The following is a 16,533-nucleotide window of genomic DNA, read 5'->3' on the forward strand; positions in this document are numbered from 1 at the left end:
GCTGGCCGTGGTTGTAGCCGCTCAATCGGCAACAGGCACGCACCGGCGCCTTTATCCCCTCCGGGTGCTCGCCGCGATGGGCGGCTTGCTGTGCCGTGTTACTGCGCCGCGGGTTTCAGGTGCCGGTCGATTTCGGCCAGGTCGGCCGGGCCAAGGCTGCCGGCGGCGGCCTTGAGCGACAGCCCGGACAGCAGGTAGGCATAACGCGCGCCGGCGAGGTCGCGGCGCGCGGACAGCACCTGCTGCTCGGCGTTGAGCACGTCGAGGTTGGTGCGTACGCCGACCTGCAGGCCGAGCTTGGTGGATTCGAGCTGCGCCTTGCTGGAGGTAAGCGCCTGTTCCAGCGCCTGCACGCGGGCGACGCCGCTGCTGACGTTGAGCCAGGCCTGGCGGGCCTGCAGGCTGGCCTCGCGGGTGGCGTTTTCCAGATCCTGGCGCGCCTTTTCCTGGTTGGCGACGGCTTCGCGCACGCGCGAGCTGGTGAGTCCGCCCTGGTAGATCGGCAGGTTGAGTTCCAGTCCGATGCTGGCGATGCGGGTGTCCACCTGCGTGGTGCCGAAATTCTGCTTGTTGTTGACGGTGTAGCCGGCCACCGCATCGAGCGTGGGGTAGTGGCCGGCGCGGTTGCGCTCGACTTCCTGGTCGGCGATGGTTTTGGCGATGCGCTGGATCTCGGCCTGCAGGTTGCCGTCGGCGGCGCGTGCGGCCCAGTCGTCGATGTTGTCGGATTCGGCCTTCAGCTGCGCCGGCTCGATCAGTATGTCGAGCGCGCCCGCCGGCTTGCCGATCAGCTTTTCCAGCGTGCGCAGGCGGATGTCGAGACTGTTCCGTTCGGCAATTTCCTGCGCTACCGCGAGGTCGTAGCGTGCCTGCGCTTCGTGGGTGTCGGTGATGGTGGCGGTGCCGACTTCGAAGTTGCGTTTGGCGGCGGCCAGCTGTTCGGTGATGGCGGCCTTTTGCGCATTGATGAAGTCGATGTTGTCCTGCGACTGCAGCACGTCGAAATAGGCCTGCGCGACGCGCAGGATCAGGTCCTGCGCGGCCACATCGAACTGCATCCCGGCGATTTTCACCTGGCCCTTGGACTGTTCGTACAGCACCTGATTCTGCCGGCGGAACAGCGGCTGCGCGGCGTTGACGGACAGGCCGTTGGAGGCGAAATCGGCGTCGCCGCCGCTGAGGCTGGAATCGACATTGTTGTAGCGCAGGTTGCCGCCCAGGTTGACGTTGGGCAGCAGGCCGGCGCGGCCCTGCGCGGCTTTTTCCTGGCCGGCCTGCCAGGCGGCGCGGGCGGCGGCGTACTGGGCGTCGTAGGCCTGCGCGTCGCGGAAGATGTCGGACAGGTTCGCTGCGTGGGCGGCGGGTGCCAGTGCCAGCGTCAGGGCAAGAAACAGGGGCTTGAATGGCATGATGGATCCAGTTCTTGTATCGGGAGTCAATAGCGCGGCATGGCCGGATCGACCTCGTCGGCCCAGGCGGCCACGCCGCCCGACAGGTTGACCACGTCGCCGAAACCCAGTGTCTCAAGATAGCGGGCGGCGTGATAGCTGCGCACGCCATGATGGCAGATGACCACGGTTTCGGCGTTCTTGTCCAGTTCCTGCAGGCGCGCGGGCAGCTCGCGCATCGGGATCAGGATGGCTCCGGGCAGATGACAGAGATTCCATTCCCACGGCTCGCGCACGTCGAGCAGCACCGGCGCGTGTCCGGTCTGCAGGTGGACGGCGAGTTCGGCAGGGCGCAGCTGGCGCATGGCTCAGAATACGAACGCGGCCGGATGCGGCGCATTTTGCAGGGAGGCCACGCAGGTTTCGAACAGGGTCACGCTGCGGGTGGCGCCGGGTGCGGTGCAGGTGATGAGCTGCGCTTCCATGACGGGCGCCTGCCCGACAATTGCGAACAGCCGCCCGTCCACGCTGAGGCGGCGGCGGAAAGCATCCGCCAGCAGCGGAGTCGAGCCGGTCAGCACGATCACGTCGAAACCGGCTTCGTCGGGCCAGTCGCGGGCGGCGTCGCCGGTGTGCAGCGTCACATTGCCGAAGCCATGCGCGTGCAGCTTCTGCGTCGCCGCAACGGTGAATTCCGGCACGATGTCGACCGACACCACCGCGGCGGCTTCGGCCGCCAGCAGGGCAGTGAGATAGCCGCTGCCGGTGCCGATTTCCAGCACCCGGTCGGTGGCGCGGATCGCCAGTTCCTGGATGACGCGCGCTTCCAGCTTGGGCGTCCACATCGCCTGGCCATGGCCAAGCGGAATTTCCATGTCGACAAAAGCCAGTGCACGGTGCGCCTGCGGCACGAAATCCTCGCGGCGCACCTTGAACAAAAGGTCGAGCACCTCCTGATCCAGCACATCCCAGGGGCGGATCTGCTGCTCCACCATGTTGTAGCGCGCCTGCTCGATGTCCATGCGGTACCCTTGAATATCAATAAGTTAGATGGGGTCTTGCCTTGCAATTATTCCACATTTCGGCTACCTTGAGCCGCTTGCCAGGGGTCTCCAGCCGGCGGTTGCACCGGATGGAGTGAGACATACCCTTCGAACCTGATGCGGTTGAGACCGCCGTAGGGAGGCTGATGTACAGCCTCCTTCATTGGAATTAGCGAGGCTGATTTACAGCCTCTGCGTTGAACCAGCGAGGCTGATTCACAGCCTCCTGCATTGAATTTAGCGAGGCTGATTCCCAGCCTCCATTGCCATTCCAGCGAGGCCGATCTGACGCCTCCTGTTTTCCGGAGCGCCACATGAACGCCAACCCTCAATTCCTCGCTGCCACTGCCCACGTCGACGAGGCCGCGGTGCAGCCCCTGCCCAATTCGCGCAAGATCTACGTCGAGGGCAGCCAGCCCGACATCCGTGTGCCGATGCGCGAAATCAGCCAGGCCGACACGCCGCTGATGTTCAGCGGCGAATCCGGCTCCGGTGCCGCCCGCTCCGAGCCCAACCCGCCGATCTTCGTCTACGACTGCTCCGGCCCCTACACCGACCCGGCCGCGAAAATCGACATCCGCACCGGCCTGCCGGCGCTGCGCACGCGCTGGATCGAGTCGCGCGGCGACACCGAAATCCTGTCCGACCTGAGTTCGGAATACGGCCGCCAGCAGGCGGCCAACCCGGCGCTTGCCGCGATGCGCTTCCCCGGCCTGCATCGCACCCCGCGCCGCGCCAAGGCCGGGATGAACGTTTCGCAGATGCACTACGCGCGGCAGGGCATCGTCACGCCGGAGATGGAATTCATCGCGATCCGCGAGAACAACAACCGCGCCGCCTACCTGGAATCGCTGAAGGCCTCCGGTCCGCAGGGGGCGAAGCTCGCCGCGCTGATGAACCGCCAGCATCCGGGGCAGAACTTCGGGGCCAGCCTGCAGAACGAGATCACCCCCGAATTCGTGCGCGACGAGGTCGCGCGCGGCCGTGCCATCATCCCCAACAACATCAACCACCCCGAATCCGAGCCGATGATCATCGGCCGCAATTTCCTGGTGAAGATCAACGCCAACATCGGCAACTCGGCGCTGGGCTCCAGTATCCAGGAAGAAGTCGAGAAGATGACCTGGGCGATCCGCTGGGGCGGCGACACCGTGATGGACCTGTCCACCGGCAAGAACATCCATGAGACGCGCGAGTGGATCATCCGCAATTCGCCCGTACCCATTGGAACAGTGCCGATCTACCAGGCGCTGGAGAAGGTCGACGGCAAGGCGGAAGAACTGACCTGGGAGATGTTCCGCGACACGTTGATCGAACAGGCCGAGCAGGGCGTCGACTACTTCACCATCCACGCTGGCGTGCTGCTGCGCTACGTGCCGATGACCGCCAACCGCCTGACCGGCATCGTCTCGCGCGGCGGCTCGATCATGGCCAAGTGGTGCCTCGCGCACCACAAGGAGAGCTTCCTCTACACGCACTTCGAGGACATCTGCGAAATCATGAAGGCCTACGATGTCGCCTTCTCGCTCGGCGACGGCCTGCGTCCCGGCTCCATTTATGATGCCAACGACGAAGCACAGCTCTCCGAACTGCGCACGCTCGGCGAGCTCACCCAGGTGGCGTGGAAGCATGACGTGCAGGTGATGATCGAAGGCCCCGGCCACGTGCCGATGCAGCTCATCAAGGAGAACATGGACATCCAGCTGGAATCCTGTTCCGAGGCGCCGTTCTACACCCTCGGCCCGCTGACCACCGACATTGCGCCCGGCTACGACCACATCACGTCCGGCATCGGCGCCGCGATGATCGGCTGGTACGGCACCGCGATGTTGTGCTACGTCACGCCGAAGGAACACCTCGGCCTGCCGGACAAGGATGATGTGAAGGAAGGCATCATCACCTACAAGCTCGCCGCGCATGCGGCCGATCTCGCCAAGGGTCACCCCGGCGCGCAGATCCGCGACAACGCGCTGTCCAAGGCGCGCTTCGAATTCAGGTGGGACGACCAGTTCAACCTCGGCCTCGACCCCGACAAGGCGAAATCCTTCCACGACGAGACGCTGCCCAAGGAATCGGCCAAGGTCGCGCACTTCTGCTCGATGTGCGGCCCGCACTTCTGCTCGATGAAGATCACCCAGGACGTGCGCGAGTATGCCGCCAGGGAAGGCCTCGACGAGGCCGCGGCGCTGGCGAAGGGCATGGAAGTGAAGGCGGTGGAGTTCGTGCAGCAGGGCGCCGAGGTCTATCGCAAGGTGTAATCCGCGCCGCGTATAATCCGCAGGCGCGCCCTTTTGGCGCGCCTTTTTTATGTCCAGAACGTCGCCATGACCGACCCCACCCTGCTGCTGAATGCCCTCATCCTCGGTCTGGTCGAAGGCGTCACCGAATTCCTGCCGATTTCCAGCACCGGGCACCTGATCCTCGCCGGGCAGCTGCTGGGCTTCAACGGCGAGAAGGCCAAGGTGTTCATGATCGCGATCCAGCTGGCGGCGATATTTGCGGTGTTGTGGGAATACCGGATGCGGCTCTCGCACGTGGCAGTGACGCTGCACACCGAGCCGGCATCGCGGCGGCTGGCGGTCAACCTGATGGCGGGCTTTCTGCCGGCGGCGGTGCTGGGCTTCCTGTTCTACAAAGAGATCAAGGGCTATCTGTTCAACCCCATCGTGGTGGCATCGGCGCTGGTGATTGGCGGCGTGCTGATCCTGTGGGCGGAACGGAGACGCCACGTGGTCGCCACGCCGACGGTGGACGACCTCGACTGGCGCCGCGCGCTGGCGGTGGGCTTCGCGCAGGCGCTGGCGATGATCCCCGGCACCTCGCGTTCGGGCGCGACCATCATCGGCGGGCTGTTCCTCGGACTATCGCGTAAGGCGGCGGCGGAGTTTTCGTTCTTCCTCGCCATCCCCACCATGTTCGCCGCTACGGCGTACGACCTTTACAAGAACTGGCGCCTGTTCGACGTGCACGACGTCCCGCTGTTCATGGTCGGCGGGGTGGCGGCGTTCGTCAGCGCCCTGATCGCGGTGCGCACGCTGATCAAGTTCGTCAGCCGTCACGACTACACCCTGTTCGCCTGGTACCGCATCGTGTTCGGCGGGGTGGTGCTGGCGACGGCCTATTTCGGGGTGGTCGACTGGGGCGCCGGGCACTGAGCATTCAGGCCGCGGCGAGCGCTTGCGTTGCTTCGGTTTCAAGCTGCAGTTTCAGGTCGTCCGGAAGATTGAGCTTGCGCCCCAGTTCGTCGAGGTAGGCGCGCTCCATGAAGCTTTCGGCATCCACCGCGAGCACGCTCACCAGGTACATCTCGCTCGCGACTTCCATCGATCCGGCGGCGGCAGCCACGTCGGCCGGGTCGAGCGGGCGCGCCACTTCGGCGTCGATCCAGCTGCGCAGCGCGGGGTCGTCGGCCAGCGCAGCAAGCTTGTCTTCGATCAGGCCGCGCTCGCGCGTGTCGATATGGCCGTCCGACTTGGCGGCGGCGATCAGTGCTTTCAGCACCGCGCGGCTGTGGTCTTCCGATGCCGGCGCCGGCAGAAATTGCGTGGGCGCGGCGCCCGCTGCGCCCGGCGCGGACTTCCCTCGCTGCCAGTCGCTGTAGGCACGGAACGCCAGCGCGCCGAGCGCCGCGGCGCCGCCGTAGGCCAATGCCTTGCCGCCGAATTTGCGCACCCGTTTATCACCCAGCAGCAGTCCCAGCACGCCGCCGGCGAGCATGCCGGTGCCGAAGTTGGCGTAGCCGGGCCTGGCGGGCGCGCCCGTATCGGCACGGCTGCCCAGGGTTTCCGACAGCATGGACTGGCCGGAGCTCAGCAATTGGTCGAGCAGGTTTTTTGCATTCATGGCGGCAGGTCATCAACATGGCAGTGTCGTTGGCAGACCTGCCGCAGCGGCGCGAAGTTCCGTGCGCGCTTCAGCCGGCCCTGGGCGGCCGCTTGTCGAGTTTTCGCTGCAGGGTGCGGCGGTGCATTTTCAGGGCGCGTGCGGTGGCCGAGATATTGCCGTCGTGCTCGTTCAGCACCTTCTGGATGTGCTCCCATTCCAGCCGGGCGACCGACAGCGGCTCGGGGCTGACTTCCAGCGCCGTATCGTCGGGCCGGTCACGCAGCAGCGCGGCGAGGATTTCGTCGGCATCCGCCGGCTTGGCCAGGTAATGCCGGGCGCCCAGCCGTACCGCCGCGACCGCGGTGGCGATGCTGGCATAGCCGGTGAGCACGACGATGGCGGGGGCGGGGGTGCGCGCGGCAAGCTGCGAAACGACTTTCAGCCCCGAGTCGCCGGGCAGTTTCAGATCGACGATCGCATGGCTGGGGGCGAACGCTTCCGCGGCGGCCTCGGCGGCAATGGCGTCGTGCGCCAGGGCGACGTTGAAGCCGCGCTTGCCCATGGCGCGCGACAAGGCGGCGGCAAAATCGGCATCGTCCTCGACGATCAGAAGTTTCATGCTCATGTCGTTTGATCCCAGGGTAGCGTGATGCGCACGCGGGTGCCGCCACCATCGCGTTCGTCGAGAAGGAGCGTCCCGCCCAGCCGTTCCAGCGTGGCGTGGGTGAGCGCCAGCCCCATGCCCCAGCCGCGCCCCGGCTTGTTGCTGAACTGGATGCGCCCGGCCTGCGCTTTGCGTTCAGGGGAAAAGCCCGGACCGCGGTCGGCGATGTCGATCACGAGCATGCCGCTGTCCATTTCCGCGCTGAATTCAACCGCATCGGGCGAAGCGTCGGCCGCATTGTTCAGCACATTCAGGATCGCCTGTTCGAGCCCGTCGGGCGGGCTGAAACTGCGGCTTGTGGACGGCGGCGCGCCCAGCAGCTGCGCATCCGGGCGCAACACTTGCCAGCGTTCGATCAGCGCGGCAAGCCAGGCGTCGAGCGGCTGCGCCGCCGGCGTGCCGTCCTGCGCGCGGGCGGCGAGCTGGGTGAGGATGCGCTTGCACGCCTGCGCCTGCCGTTCGAGCAGGCGGCAGTCGTTGCCGATGTCGGGGTCGTTGGCGAACTCGCTGGCGAGTTCGTGCGCAGTGGTCTGGATGGTGGCGAGCGGGGTGGCGAGTTCGTGCGCCGCCAGCGCGGCCTGGGTGCCGAGCGCCACGATGCGTTCGTCGCGCAACTGCTTTTCGCGCAGGGCGGACAACTCCTGGTCGCGCGCGCGCAATCCGGCGTGCATGCGGGTGACGAAAAATGCGATCAGGCCTGCGCTGACGAGGAAATTGAACCACATGCCGCCGAGGTGCATGCCGTGGGCGGCGAGCGGATCGGAGATCGCCAGCGGCTGGTAAAAAAACAGCAGCAGCGTATAGAAGCCGGCCGCCACCGCCGCCAGCAGCCATACCCAGCGCGGACGCAGGCTGATGGCGGCGATGACGATCGGCACCAGCATCAGCGAGACGAAGGGATTGGTGGCGCCGCCGCTGAAGTACAGCAGCAGCGCAAACAGGGAAAGGTCGGCCAGCAGATGCGCCAGAAACTCCATCTGGGTGGCGGGAATGTCCTGCCGCAGCCGCCAGGCGGTGGCCACAACAAACAGCCCCATCAGCGCCAGCAGCGAACCCATCGGCAGGAGCGGCACCGGAATGTGGATGCCCCAGTGCAGCCAGGTGATGCCCGCCGCCCAGCCGGCAAGCAGCGATACGCGTACCGCCAGCAGCCGTCCCAGCAGGGCATGCGCGGGCAGTGTGGACGACAGCGTGAAATCGGTTGCAGACGGCATGGCGGCATTGTAATCCGCGCATTGCGATACACCGTGGGGTGCGACAATTTGTCCGGTTGCGTGCGCAACCTGCGCGCCAGGTAATGCGTTCGACCCATGCGCTGCTGTCTACGCAGCGGCATTTTCCGGCGCGGTCACGCGCTCTGCGACGATTTGCCACATTCCGCGGGCACGCCTGAAACAGGACAATCGAGTCCCTTTTGTTCTCTTTCGGAGCGTGATCGACATGCCGTGTCCTGTTTTTGCCCCCCGTCTGCTGCCGGCCCTGATTGCCGCCAGCCTGCTGCCGCTCGGCGCCAGCGCGAACGAAGCGCAATTGCCGACCGTCGAGGTGGTGGATACCCTGGAGAAGGCTGCACCGTTCGCCGCCGAGGTCAGGAATGCGCCGGCACTGCGTGCCACGACGAGCGACACGGCGAGCCTGCTCAGGGACGTTCCGGGGGTGGGCCTGTACGGTGCCGGCGGGATCTCCAGCCTGCCCGCGATCCACGGGCTGGCGGACGACCGTCTGCGCATCAAGGTCGACGGCATGGACCTGATCTCGGCCTGCCCCAATCACATGAATCCGGCACTGTCCTACCTGGATCCGTCGCAGGTCGAATCGATCGGTGTCTACGCCGGCATCGCACCGGTCAGCGTCGGTGGCGACAGCATCGGCGGCGCGATCGTCGCCAAGACCGCGGATCCCGTGTTCGCCAAGCCGGGCGAGGGCAGCCTCGTCAAGGGCGAGGTCGGCACCTACTACCGCAGCAACGGCAAGGCCAAAGGCGCCAACGCGGCAGCCACCTACGCGACCGAGGGGTTCAACATTTCCTATACCGGCGCCATCGCCCGATCGGACAACTACGACGCCGGCGGCAACTTCAAGGACAGACTCTTCGTCGCGGGAACGCCCGCCGGCTTCACCGGCCGCCCGGGGCACACCCTGCCGGCCGACGAAGTCGGTTCGACCGCGTACGACACGCGCAACCACACGCTGGGCCTGGCGTTCCGCGGCGGCAGCCATCTCTTCGAGGCAAAATTCGGCTACCAGGACATGCCCGAGCAACTGTGGCCAAACCAGCGCATGGACCTGCTCGCCAACGAGCAGAAGCGCGTCAACCTGCGCTACGCCGGCGACCTCGCCTGGGGCAAACTGGAGGCGCGCGTCTACCATGAGGACGTCGAGCACTTCATGGACTTCGGCGCCGACAAGAAATACTGGTATCAGGCAGGAAACCCCGCTTATCTCGGTGCTCCTTGTGCTGGCCCCAGCGCAACCTGCGCCACCGGCATGCCGATGAATACGGAGAGCACCAACACCGGGGTCGTCGTCAAGGCCGATATCGACCTGACGCAGCAGGACCTGCTGCGCGTCGGCACCGAATACCAGCGCTACCGGCTCGACGACTGGTGGCCGGCCTCGGGCGCGGGCATGTGGCCCAACGCCTTCCTGAACGTCAACGACGGCGAGCGCGACCGCGCGGCGGTCTTCGGCGAATGGGAAAGGCAGCACAGCCCGCAGTGGATGACGCTCGCCGGCGTGCGCTTCGAGCGGGTGAGCATGGATGCCGGGGAGGTGCATGGCTACAAGACGGCCGCGCCGGACTCGGGTAACCAGTTGCGAGACAGCGCCGCGTTCAACGCCGCGGATCGCTCGAAGACGGATAACAACTGGGACATGACCGTGTTGGCGCGCTACACGCCCGACGCCACTCGCGACATCGAGTTCGGCTTCGCCCACAAGACGCGTTCGCCCAACCTGCACGAGCGCTACGCCTGGTCGACCTGGCAGATGGCGGCGCTGATGGTCAACTGGGCCGGCGACGGCAACGGCTACATCGGCAACCTCGACCTCGACCCCGAGCAGGCCAATACCGTGTCCGCGACCTTCGACTGGCACGCGGCCGATCGCAGCTGGGAGCTCAAGGCCACGCCGTACTACACCCATGTCACCGACTACGTCGACGCGGTCCAGTGGAACGCCGCGGCGAACGCGCCGGGCACGACGCTGGTGACTGACCAGTTCACGGTACTCAAGTTCGCCAACCAGTCGGCGCGGCTCTACGGCATCGACCTGTCGGGCAAGATGCCGCTGGCGAAGACCGACACGGGTGAGTATGGACTCAAGGGTCTCGTCAGCTACACCCGGGGCGAGAACCGTGATACCGGCGACAACCTCTACAACATCATGCCGCTCAACGCCAGGCTGACGCTGACGCACAAGCTGCGCGGCTGGGACAACGCCGCCGAAGTGGTGATGGTCGGCCGCAAGGATGACGTCTCCGCCATGCGCAACGAGATGGAAACCCCCGGCTACGCGCTCCTCAACCTGCGCGGCAGCCATGCGTGGAAAAAACTGCGTGTCGATTTCGGCGTGGAGAACGTGTTCGACCGTCTTTACTACCATCCGCTCGGCGGCGCCTATATCGGCCAGGGCACGACGATGACCGCCAGCACCACGGCAATGACCGTGCCGCAATGGGGTACCCCGGTTCCAGGCATGGGCCGTTCGATCTACACTGCCTTGAATTACCAGTTCTGAAGAGGAGTTATCGATGAAAGCGCTTGTTGCCGCCGTGCTCCTGGCCAGTGCCGCCGGCCTGCCTGCCTGGGCCGCCAATATCGGCGTGACCGACGCGTGGGTGCGCGCCACCATGCCGGGGCAGCCGGTCAGCGGCGCTTACATGCAGCTCCGGGCCGATGCCGATGCGCGTCTGATCGGCGCATCCAGCCAGGCGGTGCCGCGGGTGGAGGTGCACGAAATGAAAATGGACGGCGGCGTGATGCGCATGCGCGAAGTGAAGGCGATCGACCTGCCGCAAGGCAAGACGGTTACGCTCAAGCCTGGCGGCTTTCACATCATGCTGATGAATCTGAAAAAGCCGATTGCAGCAGGTGATGTCATTCCGCTCACCCTGGTGGTCGAGTCCGGCGGCAAACGGCAGACGGTCGAGGTGAATGCGGTCGCACGCGCCGCCCGCATGGATGGTGGCGCGGCGCATCGGCATCACTGAGGCAGCGCGGTGCGTGTGGTGCCTGCGGCGGCGCAGGCGGTTCGGTCTGAAGCCCGGAACGCCGCCTTTTGATCCTCAATACGCATCGCGCACGCGGCATGCCGGGTCAGGCCACGCAGGTTCCCGCAATGACACCGCGTGCGCGCAGGTCCTCCAATAATGCTGTGCCGGCCTGCAGGATGAGCGCAGGGTCGGGATGGCGGCTTTCCGCGGCGAGGCCTGCCAGCGCGGCACGCCCGTTCAGCGTGCCGCGCTCCAGCAGGGTCAGCAGGCGTGCGGTGAATGCGTTGATTTCGCTGAACTGCACCCGGTCGGCTGCGTCGCGGAACACCAGCAGCCAGGTTTCGGCAGGCTGAATCTTGCGGCGCGGAGCGATCCGGTGCACGGGCCAGTCGTAGCGCAGGTTGGCCAGCACCGGATTCAGCACGGGGACGTCGTCGAGCAGATCGCCCTGCGCATCGACACCGCAGGCGATGCTGCGATTCGATACCGACAGCACCAGTTCGATCCATTCGTAATGGGCCAGCGCCAGGGTGAAAGGCGGATAGCCTTGCGCCGGGGCCCATTCGTTCTGCAGGAACTGCACAAACTCGTCCGGGATCTGGCGAAAGTAGGGCGTGCGGCTGCGGTGCGTGCTGAAGAAGACGCGCACCAGCCGGGACCATTTGCGGGCGCCGAGCACCTGCCGCAGCACCGGAAAGCAGGAAAGCAGAAAGCTCTCGACGTTGTTGAACAGGATTGCGTTGTAAACCTTCATGCGCCGCGCCGCGACGCCGGCCGGACGCGGATGTGCCTGCGGGTCGCGGATGTGCGCGGCGAAGGCGAGCTGATAGCGCTGGAATTCAGGAAGCGCGGACGGCTCGCTCATGGGCTTGGTGCGCGGCCTGGATGCGGGCGATGCGTTCGACCTCGCGCGTCAGTTCGGCCAGCGGCGGAATGTTGAAGTCGCGTTCCAGCAGCGTGGGGGCGACGCCGTGGATGCGGTAGGTTTCATCGAGCAGCGCCCATACCGGGTCGATCACGGCGGCGCCGTGGGTGTCGATCAGCAGATCGTCCGCTTCCCGGTAATGTCCCGCCATGTGCATGTAGACGATCCGTCCGGTGGGCAGGGTGCGGATGAATTCGACCGGGTCGTAGCGGTGGTTGACGCTGTTGACATAGACGTTGTTGACGTCCAGATGCAGGTCGCAGTCGGCTTCGAGCAGCACCGCGCGGATGAAGTCCGCCTCGTCCATGTCGGCGATCGGCGCGGCAACGTAGAACGACGCGTTCTCGATGGCGATGCGGCGTTCCAGGATGTCCTGCGCGCGGCGGATGCGCGCGGCGACGTATTTCACCGCCTCCTCCGTGAAGGGGATCGGCAGCAGATCGTACAGGTGCCCGTCGTCCGAGCAGTACGACAGGTGTTCGGTATACAGCTGGATGCCGTGCGTATCCATGAATTGCCGCGTTTTATGCAGCAGCAGCTCGTCGAGCGGGGTCGGGCCGCCGAGCGACAGCGACAGGCCGTGACAGACGAACGGATAGCGTTCGGTAAAACAGCGCAAGTCGCGGCCATGCGCGCCACCCAGGTCGATCCAGTTCTCCGGAGCGAGTTCGAAGAAATCGATGGCAGCGGGGACCTGGATTTTCAGCGCGGCAATGAGCTCGCGCCGGAAGCCCAGCCCCGCGCCGGCAAGGCGCAGGGAGTTCACGGCAGGCCAGTGATTATTTCGTCATGGTGCCGCTCTTGCCCGCACCGCATTTGCCTTCCCCTGCCTTCATGCCGCCGCATTTGCCCTCCATCATCTTGGCCATTTCATCCTTGTCGATGAAGCCATCCTTGTTGGCATCCTTCATGTCGAACATGGCTTCATGCTGCTTGGTGAACTCTTCCCTGCTGACCTTGCCGTCCTGATTGGTATCGGCCATGCAGTTTTTGCCATCCTTGTCGGCTTTCATCATGGCGGCGCCGCACTTGCCCGCACCGCACTTGCCTTCACCCATTTTCCCGGCGTCAGCAAGCATGTAGCCCTTGTCCAGGGATTGCATGGCGAAAGGGTTCTCGGCTGCGGAGGCGATGGGCGCTGCGCCAAGGGCAGCAGCAAATGCGGAACCAATAGCGACGGAAATCAGGGGTTTTTTGCTGGACATAATGTTCTCTCTAAATAACGGTTCGAATGGCTCAATAACAACACAATGCACCGGAAGCCCGGTGGTTTTTATTGCAGGAAACCCATGAATCGGGTTTCTTTGGCAATCCTCTTTCGCTGCGCCGCCGGCACCGCGCTCCGGGCGGCCTCGCCTGCTGCCGTTTCATTCCGGAACAGGCGAAACCTTCCCCGAACGGCGCGCGGTTCCGGCCGTAGCCTTGGCGGACGGTCGTTTCAGCCGGGCGGCCGGCAAACGGTAGTCGTTCGTCCATGACCGGCGACGCAAGTTCCGTACTTCCCCGTACACCGGCGCCATTTTACGCCGCCCCGCCTTCAATGCGCCGGTGAATGTCCGTTCCCGGTCTGGCATTGCCTGCTGTGCGGGTATTCGGCAGACGCGCACGCAGCGGCAAGCCGGGCTCTTGAAATGGAGATGGAGCGCCCCAGATCGGTTTTAGCAGAGTGTGTTTGTCAACCCGAAGGAGGACACCATGGCCCATATCACCCGTTATGACCCGTTTGAAGCAGCCGATCCGCTGGATACCCTGTTCCGCGGTTTTTTCCGTCCGGTGCAGCTGGACAGGGAGGCACCGCAAATTCGTCTGGACGTGAAAGAGGATGAGAAAAGTTATGCCGTTCATGCCGATATTCCGGGCGTGGCCAAGGATGACATCCAGGTCACGATCGACGGCAACACCGTGGCGATCAGCGCCGAGGTGAAGAAAAACACCGAGCAGAAGGACGGTGAAAAAGTGCTGCGCCGCGAACGTTATTTCGGCCGCGTCGGTCGCAGCTTCGCGCTGGAACACGAGGTGGACGAAGCTGCCGCCACCGCCCGTTACCAGGACGGTGTGCTGCAACTGGTGCTGCCGAAGAAGGTCGCGACTGCGGCCAGGCGGCTGGCAGTGCAGTAAACGCAGTCCCGCGCAGTTGAAAAGGCGGCTTCGCGCCGCCTTTTCTATTGGCGTAAAATCCGCCTCAAACTCAATCCGGAATCGCCATGACCCCCTCTCATACTGCCGCCGAGAAGGCGCACATCCTGTCCGAGGCGCTGCCGTACATCCAGCGTTTCTACGACAAGACCATCGTCATCAAGTACGGCGGTAACGCCATGACCGAACGCCACCTGATGGAGGCCTTCGCCAAGGACGTGGTGCTGCTGAAGCTGGTGGGGATGAACCCGGTGGTGGTGCACGGTGGCGGCCCGCAGATCGCCGGCCTGTTGCAGCGCATCGGCAAGCAGAGCGAGTTCATCCAGGGCATGCGGGTGACCGACGAGGAGACGCTCGACGTCGTCGAGATGGTGCTCGGCGGGCTGGTCAACCAGGACATCGTGACGCTGATCAACAAGCACGGCGGCCGCGCGGTGGGGCTGACCGGCAAGGACGGCAACTTCATCCATGCGAAGAAGATGCTGGTGAAGAGCAAGGAGAAGGCCGACGAGATGCTCGACATCGGCCAGGTCGGCGAGATCACCAGCATCGACCCGGAGATCATCCAGGTGCTCGACGCGCGCGACTTCATCCCGGTGGTCGCACCGCTCGGCACCGACGCCGCGGGCAATGCCTACAACATCAACGCCGACGTCGCCGCGGGCAAGATCGCCGGCGTGCTGCAGGCGGAGAAGGTCATCTTCATGACCAACACCCCGGGTGTACTCGACAAGCAAATGCAGCTGCTGACCGGGCTCACGCCGCGCGAGGTCGACGAGCTGATCGCCGACGGCACCATCTCCGGCGGCATGATTCCGAAGGTGGGCTACGCGGTCGACGCAGTCAACAGCGGGGTGAAGACCGCGCACATCATCGACGGCCGCGTCGAGCACGCGCTGCTGCTGGAAGTGCTCACCCCGGAAGGCGTCGGCACTCTGATCAAGCGGGACTGAGCGATATGCGCTACTGGCTGATGAAATCCGAACCCTCCGACGTCAGCATCGACGACCTCGCCGCCATGCCCGAGCAGAGCGTCGCCTGGTACGGCGTGCGCAATTACCAGGCGCGCAATTTCATGCGCGACCAGATGCGGCCCGGCGACAAGGTGCTGTTCTACCATTCGTCGTGCGCCGAGCCGGGCATCGCCGGGCTGGCCGAGGTCAACGTGGCGGCATACCCCGATGCCACCCAGTTCGATCCGAAGAACACGTACTTCGATCCCAAGGCGACGCCGGAAACGCCGCGCTGGTTCAACGTCGACGTCAGGCTGGTGAAGAAGACGCGGCTGATGCCGCTGAGGGAAATCCGCGGCTATCCCGAGCTCGCCCGCATGCGCATCCTGCAGAAAGGCAATCGCCTGTCGATCACGCCGGTCGACCCGGCCGAGTACGACTTCATCGTCAAGCACCTGTGATCGCCGACCCTGCGCTGCTGGCGGGCTACGGCGGACTGGGGCTGGTGGTCGGCTTCGTCGCCGGTCTGCTCGGTGTCGGCGGCGGCCTCATCATCGTGCCGGTGCTGATTTTCCTGCTGCACGCGCAGGGGCTGGCTGCCGGCTTGGAACCGCAACTGGCGCTCGGCACTTCGCTCGCCTCGATCCTGTTCACCTCGCTGTCCAGCGTGCGCGCGCACCATCGCCACGGCGCGGTCGTCTGGCCGCTGCTGCGGCGCATCGCGCCCGGCATCGTGCTCGGCACGCTGGCCGGTGCGGTGCTGGCAGCGCAGATGCCGGCGACGCTGCTGAAGCTGTTCTTCGTCGCCTTCCTGTTCTATGCCGCCATCCAGATGTGGCTGGACTTCAAACCGGCGCCGCATCGCGGCCTGCCGGGGCCGGCTGCGATGACGCTGGCGGGCGGCGTCATCGGCGCGGTGTCGAGCTGGGTCGGCATCGGCGGCGGCACCCTGTCGGTTCCCTTCATGCTGTGGCACAACGTCCCGCTGCACCGGGCGATCGCCACCTCCGCGGCGATCGGATTTCCGATCGCCATCGCCGGCGCGGCCGGCTACGTGCTGGGTGGCTGGGGCGCCAGCGGCTTGCCCGCCGGCAGTCTCGGTTTCGTCTATTTGCCGGCGCTCTTCGGCATCGTGCTGGGCAGCGTGCTGACCGCGCCGCTCGGTGCGCGCACCGCCCATCGCCTGCCGGTGAGGCCGTTGAAGCGGGTTTTTGCGCTGCTGCTGATGGTGCTGGCGCTGCGCATGGCATGGACATTCTAGGCGGCGTAGGGCCGCACCACGATCTAGCCTTCGGTGACACGCTGCTGCACCAGATGTTGAGACGAGCCATATGTAACGATTTCATGCTTGAGTGGCTGCATCTGCCGCGCTAGTCTTTCGACACA

At 65.3% G+C, this 16,533-nt stretch carries 17 protein-coding genes and 1 riboswitch; of the genes, 8 read left to right on the forward strand and 9 right to left on the reverse strand.

The features are described from left to right. Window positions 1-98: 98 nt before the first annotated feature. Genes B059_RS0110970 through B059_RS0110980 form a run of 3 tightly spaced genes read right to left on the reverse strand, consistent with a single transcriptional unit; the run spans window position 99 to window position 2,410 of the window. Window positions 99-1,409 carry a TolC family outer membrane protein gene (locus tag B059_RS0110970; protein ID WP_018078300.1) on the reverse strand — a complete coding sequence of 437 codons (1,311 nt, stop codon included), beginning with the start codon at window positions 1,407-1,409 and terminating at the stop codon, window positions 99-101. A 26-nt stretch (window positions 1,410-1,435) separates the two neighbouring features. Further along, window positions 1,436-1,753, reverse strand: a complete 318-nt coding sequence (locus B059_RS0110975) for a rhodanese-like domain-containing protein (protein ID WP_018078301.1) — start codon at window positions 1,751-1,753, stop codon at window positions 1,436-1,438. 3 nt (window positions 1,754-1,756) lie between these two features. Then, complete coding sequence (locus B059_RS0110980; RefSeq protein WP_018078302.1) at window positions 1,757-2,410, reverse strand: protein-L-isoaspartate O-methyltransferase family protein; 654 nt, start codon at window positions 2,408-2,410, stop codon at window positions 1,757-1,759. A gap of 72 nt (window positions 2,411-2,482) precedes the next feature. Then, a riboswitch (TPP riboswitch) is annotated at window positions 2,483-2,589 on the forward strand. 156 nt (window positions 2,590-2,745) lie between these two features. On the opposite strand from B059_RS0110980, the gene thiC reads away from it, so the two are divergent. Together thiC and B059_RS0110990 are read left to right on the forward strand one after the other, a co-directional pair. Further along, entirely contained in the window at window positions 2,746-4,689 is a 1,944-nt protein-coding gene (gene thiC / locus B059_RS0110985; protein WP_018078303.1) for a phosphomethylpyrimidine synthase ThiC, read from the forward strand. A gap of 66 nt (window positions 4,690-4,755) precedes the next feature. Continuing rightward, a complete protein-coding gene (locus B059_RS0110990) occupies window positions 4,756-5,586 on the forward strand; it encodes an undecaprenyl-diphosphate phosphatase (RefSeq protein ID WP_026177459.1) in 831 nt (276 codons plus the stop codon). A gap of 4 nt (window positions 5,587-5,590) precedes the next feature. Here B059_RS0110990 and B059_RS0110995 read toward each other — a convergent pair whose 3' ends face one another. The 3 genes from B059_RS0110995 to B059_RS0111005 all read right to left on the reverse strand — a co-directional run bounded on the left by B059_RS0110995 (window position 5,591) and on the right by B059_RS0111005 (window position 8,134). Further along, entirely contained in the window at window positions 5,591-6,274 is a 684-nt protein-coding gene (locus B059_RS0110995) for a tellurite resistance TerB family protein (protein WP_018078305.1), read from the reverse strand. 70 nt (window positions 6,275-6,344) lie between these two features. Then, window positions 6,345-6,881 carry a response regulator transcription factor gene (locus B059_RS0111000; protein ID WP_026177460.1) on the reverse strand — a complete coding sequence of 179 codons (537 nt, stop codon included), beginning with the start codon at window positions 6,879-6,881 and terminating at the stop codon, window positions 6,345-6,347. After that, entirely contained in the window at window positions 6,878-8,134 is a 1,257-nt protein-coding gene (locus tag B059_RS0111005; protein ID WP_018078307.1) for an ATP-binding protein, read from the reverse strand. Before B059_RS0111005 ends, B059_RS0111000 begins: the two co-directional genes overlap by 4 nt. 226 nt (window positions 8,135-8,360) lie before the next feature. Between B059_RS0111005 and B059_RS0111010 the strand changes: the two genes are divergently transcribed. Both B059_RS0111010 and B059_RS0111015 read left to right on the forward strand, forming a co-directional pair. After that, window positions 8,361-10,658 carry a TonB-dependent receptor plug domain-containing protein gene (locus tag B059_RS0111010; RefSeq protein WP_038058635.1) on the forward strand — a complete coding sequence of 766 codons (2,298 nt, stop codon included), beginning with the start codon at window positions 8,361-8,363 and terminating at the stop codon, window positions 10,656-10,658. Between the two features lie 13 nt (window positions 10,659-10,671). Beyond that, the gene (locus B059_RS0111015) at window positions 10,672-11,130 is read left to right on the forward strand and encodes a copper chaperone PCu(A)C (RefSeq protein WP_018078309.1); all 459 of its coding nucleotides are present in this window, start codon (window positions 10,672-10,674) and stop codon (window positions 11,128-11,130) included. 106 nt (window positions 11,131-11,236) lie between these two features. On the opposite strand, the gene B059_RS0111020 is transcribed toward B059_RS0111015, so the two are convergent. Genes B059_RS0111020 through B059_RS0111030 form a run of 3 tightly spaced genes read right to left on the reverse strand, consistent with a single transcriptional unit; the run spans window position 11,237 to window position 13,161 of the window. Continuing rightward, window positions 11,237-11,998: an HvfC family RiPP maturation protein gene (locus B059_RS0111020; RefSeq protein ID WP_018078310.1), complete on the reverse strand. Its 762-nt coding sequence runs from the start codon at window positions 11,996-11,998 to the stop codon at window positions 11,237-11,239. Further along, window positions 11,973-12,824 (reverse strand): HvfB family MNIO-type RiPP peptide maturase, encoded by an 852-nt coding sequence (locus B059_RS0111025; protein ID WP_018078311.1) that lies wholly within the window; start codon window positions 12,822-12,824, stop codon window positions 11,973-11,975. Before B059_RS0111025 ends, B059_RS0111020 begins: the two co-directional genes overlap by 26 nt. 13 nt (window positions 12,825-12,837) lie before the next feature. Continuing rightward, window positions 12,838-13,161 (reverse strand): HvfA family oxazolone/thioamide-modified RiPP metallophore, encoded by a 324-nt coding sequence (locus tag B059_RS0111030; RefSeq protein WP_245538783.1) that lies wholly within the window; start codon window positions 13,159-13,161, stop codon window positions 12,838-12,840. Window positions 13,162-13,753: 592 nt separating this feature from the next. On the opposite strand from B059_RS0111030, the gene B059_RS0111035 reads away from it, so the two are divergent. The 4 genes from B059_RS0111035 to B059_RS0111050 all read left to right on the forward strand — a co-directional run bounded on the left by B059_RS0111035 (window position 13,754) and on the right by B059_RS0111050 (window position 16,408). After that, complete coding sequence (locus B059_RS0111035; RefSeq protein ID WP_018078313.1) at window positions 13,754-14,176, forward strand: Hsp20/alpha crystallin family protein; 423 nt, start codon at window positions 13,754-13,756, stop codon at window positions 14,174-14,176. A gap of 86 nt (window positions 14,177-14,262) precedes the next feature. Further along, window positions 14,263-15,147, forward strand: coding sequence for an acetylglutamate kinase (gene argB / locus B059_RS0111040; protein ID WP_018078314.1), 885 nt, complete (start codon window positions 14,263-14,265; stop codon window positions 15,145-15,147). Between the two features lie 5 nt (window positions 15,148-15,152). After that, window positions 15,153-15,608 (forward strand): EVE domain-containing protein, encoded by a 456-nt coding sequence (locus tag B059_RS0111045; RefSeq protein WP_018078315.1) that lies wholly within the window; start codon window positions 15,153-15,155, stop codon window positions 15,606-15,608. Further along, window positions 15,605-16,408 (forward strand): sulfite exporter TauE/SafE family protein, encoded by an 804-nt coding sequence (locus B059_RS0111050; protein ID WP_018078316.1) that lies wholly within the window; start codon window positions 15,605-15,607, stop codon window positions 16,406-16,408. The genes B059_RS0111045 and B059_RS0111050 overlap by 4 nt, the downstream gene beginning before the upstream one ends. Window positions 16,409-16,533 lie beyond the last annotated feature (125 nt).

Source organism: Thiobacillus denitrificans DSM 12475 (assembly GCF_000376425.1).
Classification (GTDB): domain Bacteria; phylum Pseudomonadota; class Gammaproteobacteria; order Burkholderiales; family Thiobacillaceae; genus Thiobacillus; species Thiobacillus denitrificans.

Excerpts from the sequence above, each read along its gene's own strand:
- B059_RS0111020 (WP_018078310.1), bottom strand. The coding sequence starts at position 11,998 with ATGAGCGAGCCGTCCGCGCTTCCTGAATTCCAGCGCTATCAGCTCGCC.
- B059_RS0111045 (WP_018078315.1), top strand. The coding sequence starts at position 15,153 with ATGCGCTACTGGCTGATGAAATCCGAACCCTCCGACGTCAGCATCGAC.
- B059_RS0111005 (WP_018078307.1), bottom strand. The coding sequence starts at position 8,134 with ATGCCGTCTGCAACCGATTTCACGCTGTCGTCCACACTGCCCGCGCAT.
- B059_RS0110980 (WP_018078302.1), bottom strand. The coding sequence starts at position 2,410 with ATGGACATCGAGCAGGCGCGCTACAACATGGTGGAGCAGCAGATCCGC.
- B059_RS0110970 (WP_018078300.1), bottom strand. The coding sequence starts at position 1,409 with ATGCCATTCAAGCCCCTGTTTCTTGCCCTGACGCTGGCACTGGCACCC.
- argB (WP_018078314.1), top strand. The coding sequence starts at position 14,263 with ATGACCCCCTCTCATACTGCCGCCGAGAAGGCGCACATCCTGTCCGAG.
- B059_RS0111030 (WP_245538783.1), bottom strand. The coding sequence starts at position 13,161 with ATGCAATCCCTGGACAAGGGCTACATGCTTGCTGACGCCGGGAAAATG.
- thiC (WP_018078303.1), top strand. The coding sequence starts at position 2,746 with ATGAACGCCAACCCTCAATTCCTCGCTGCCACTGCCCACGTCGACGAG.
- B059_RS0110975 (WP_018078301.1), bottom strand. The coding sequence starts at position 1,753 with ATGCGCCAGCTGCGCCCTGCCGAACTCGCCGTCCACCTGCAGACCGGA.
- B059_RS0111035 (WP_018078313.1), top strand. The coding sequence starts at position 13,754 with ATGGCCCATATCACCCGTTATGACCCGTTTGAAGCAGCCGATCCGCTG.
- B059_RS0111015 (WP_018078309.1), top strand. The coding sequence starts at position 10,672 with ATGAAAGCGCTTGTTGCCGCCGTGCTCCTGGCCAGTGCCGCCGGCCTG.
- B059_RS0111010 (WP_038058635.1), top strand. The coding sequence starts at position 8,361 with ATGCCGTGTCCTGTTTTTGCCCCCCGTCTGCTGCCGGCCCTGATTGCC.
- B059_RS0111000 (WP_026177460.1), bottom strand. The coding sequence starts at position 6,881 with ATGAGCATGAAACTTCTGATCGTCGAGGACGATGCCGATTTTGCCGCC.
- B059_RS0110990 (WP_026177459.1), top strand. The coding sequence starts at position 4,756 with ATGACCGACCCCACCCTGCTGCTGAATGCCCTCATCCTCGGTCTGGTC.
- B059_RS0110995 (WP_018078305.1), bottom strand. The coding sequence starts at position 6,274 with ATGAATGCAAAAAACCTGCTCGACCAATTGCTGAGCTCCGGCCAGTCC.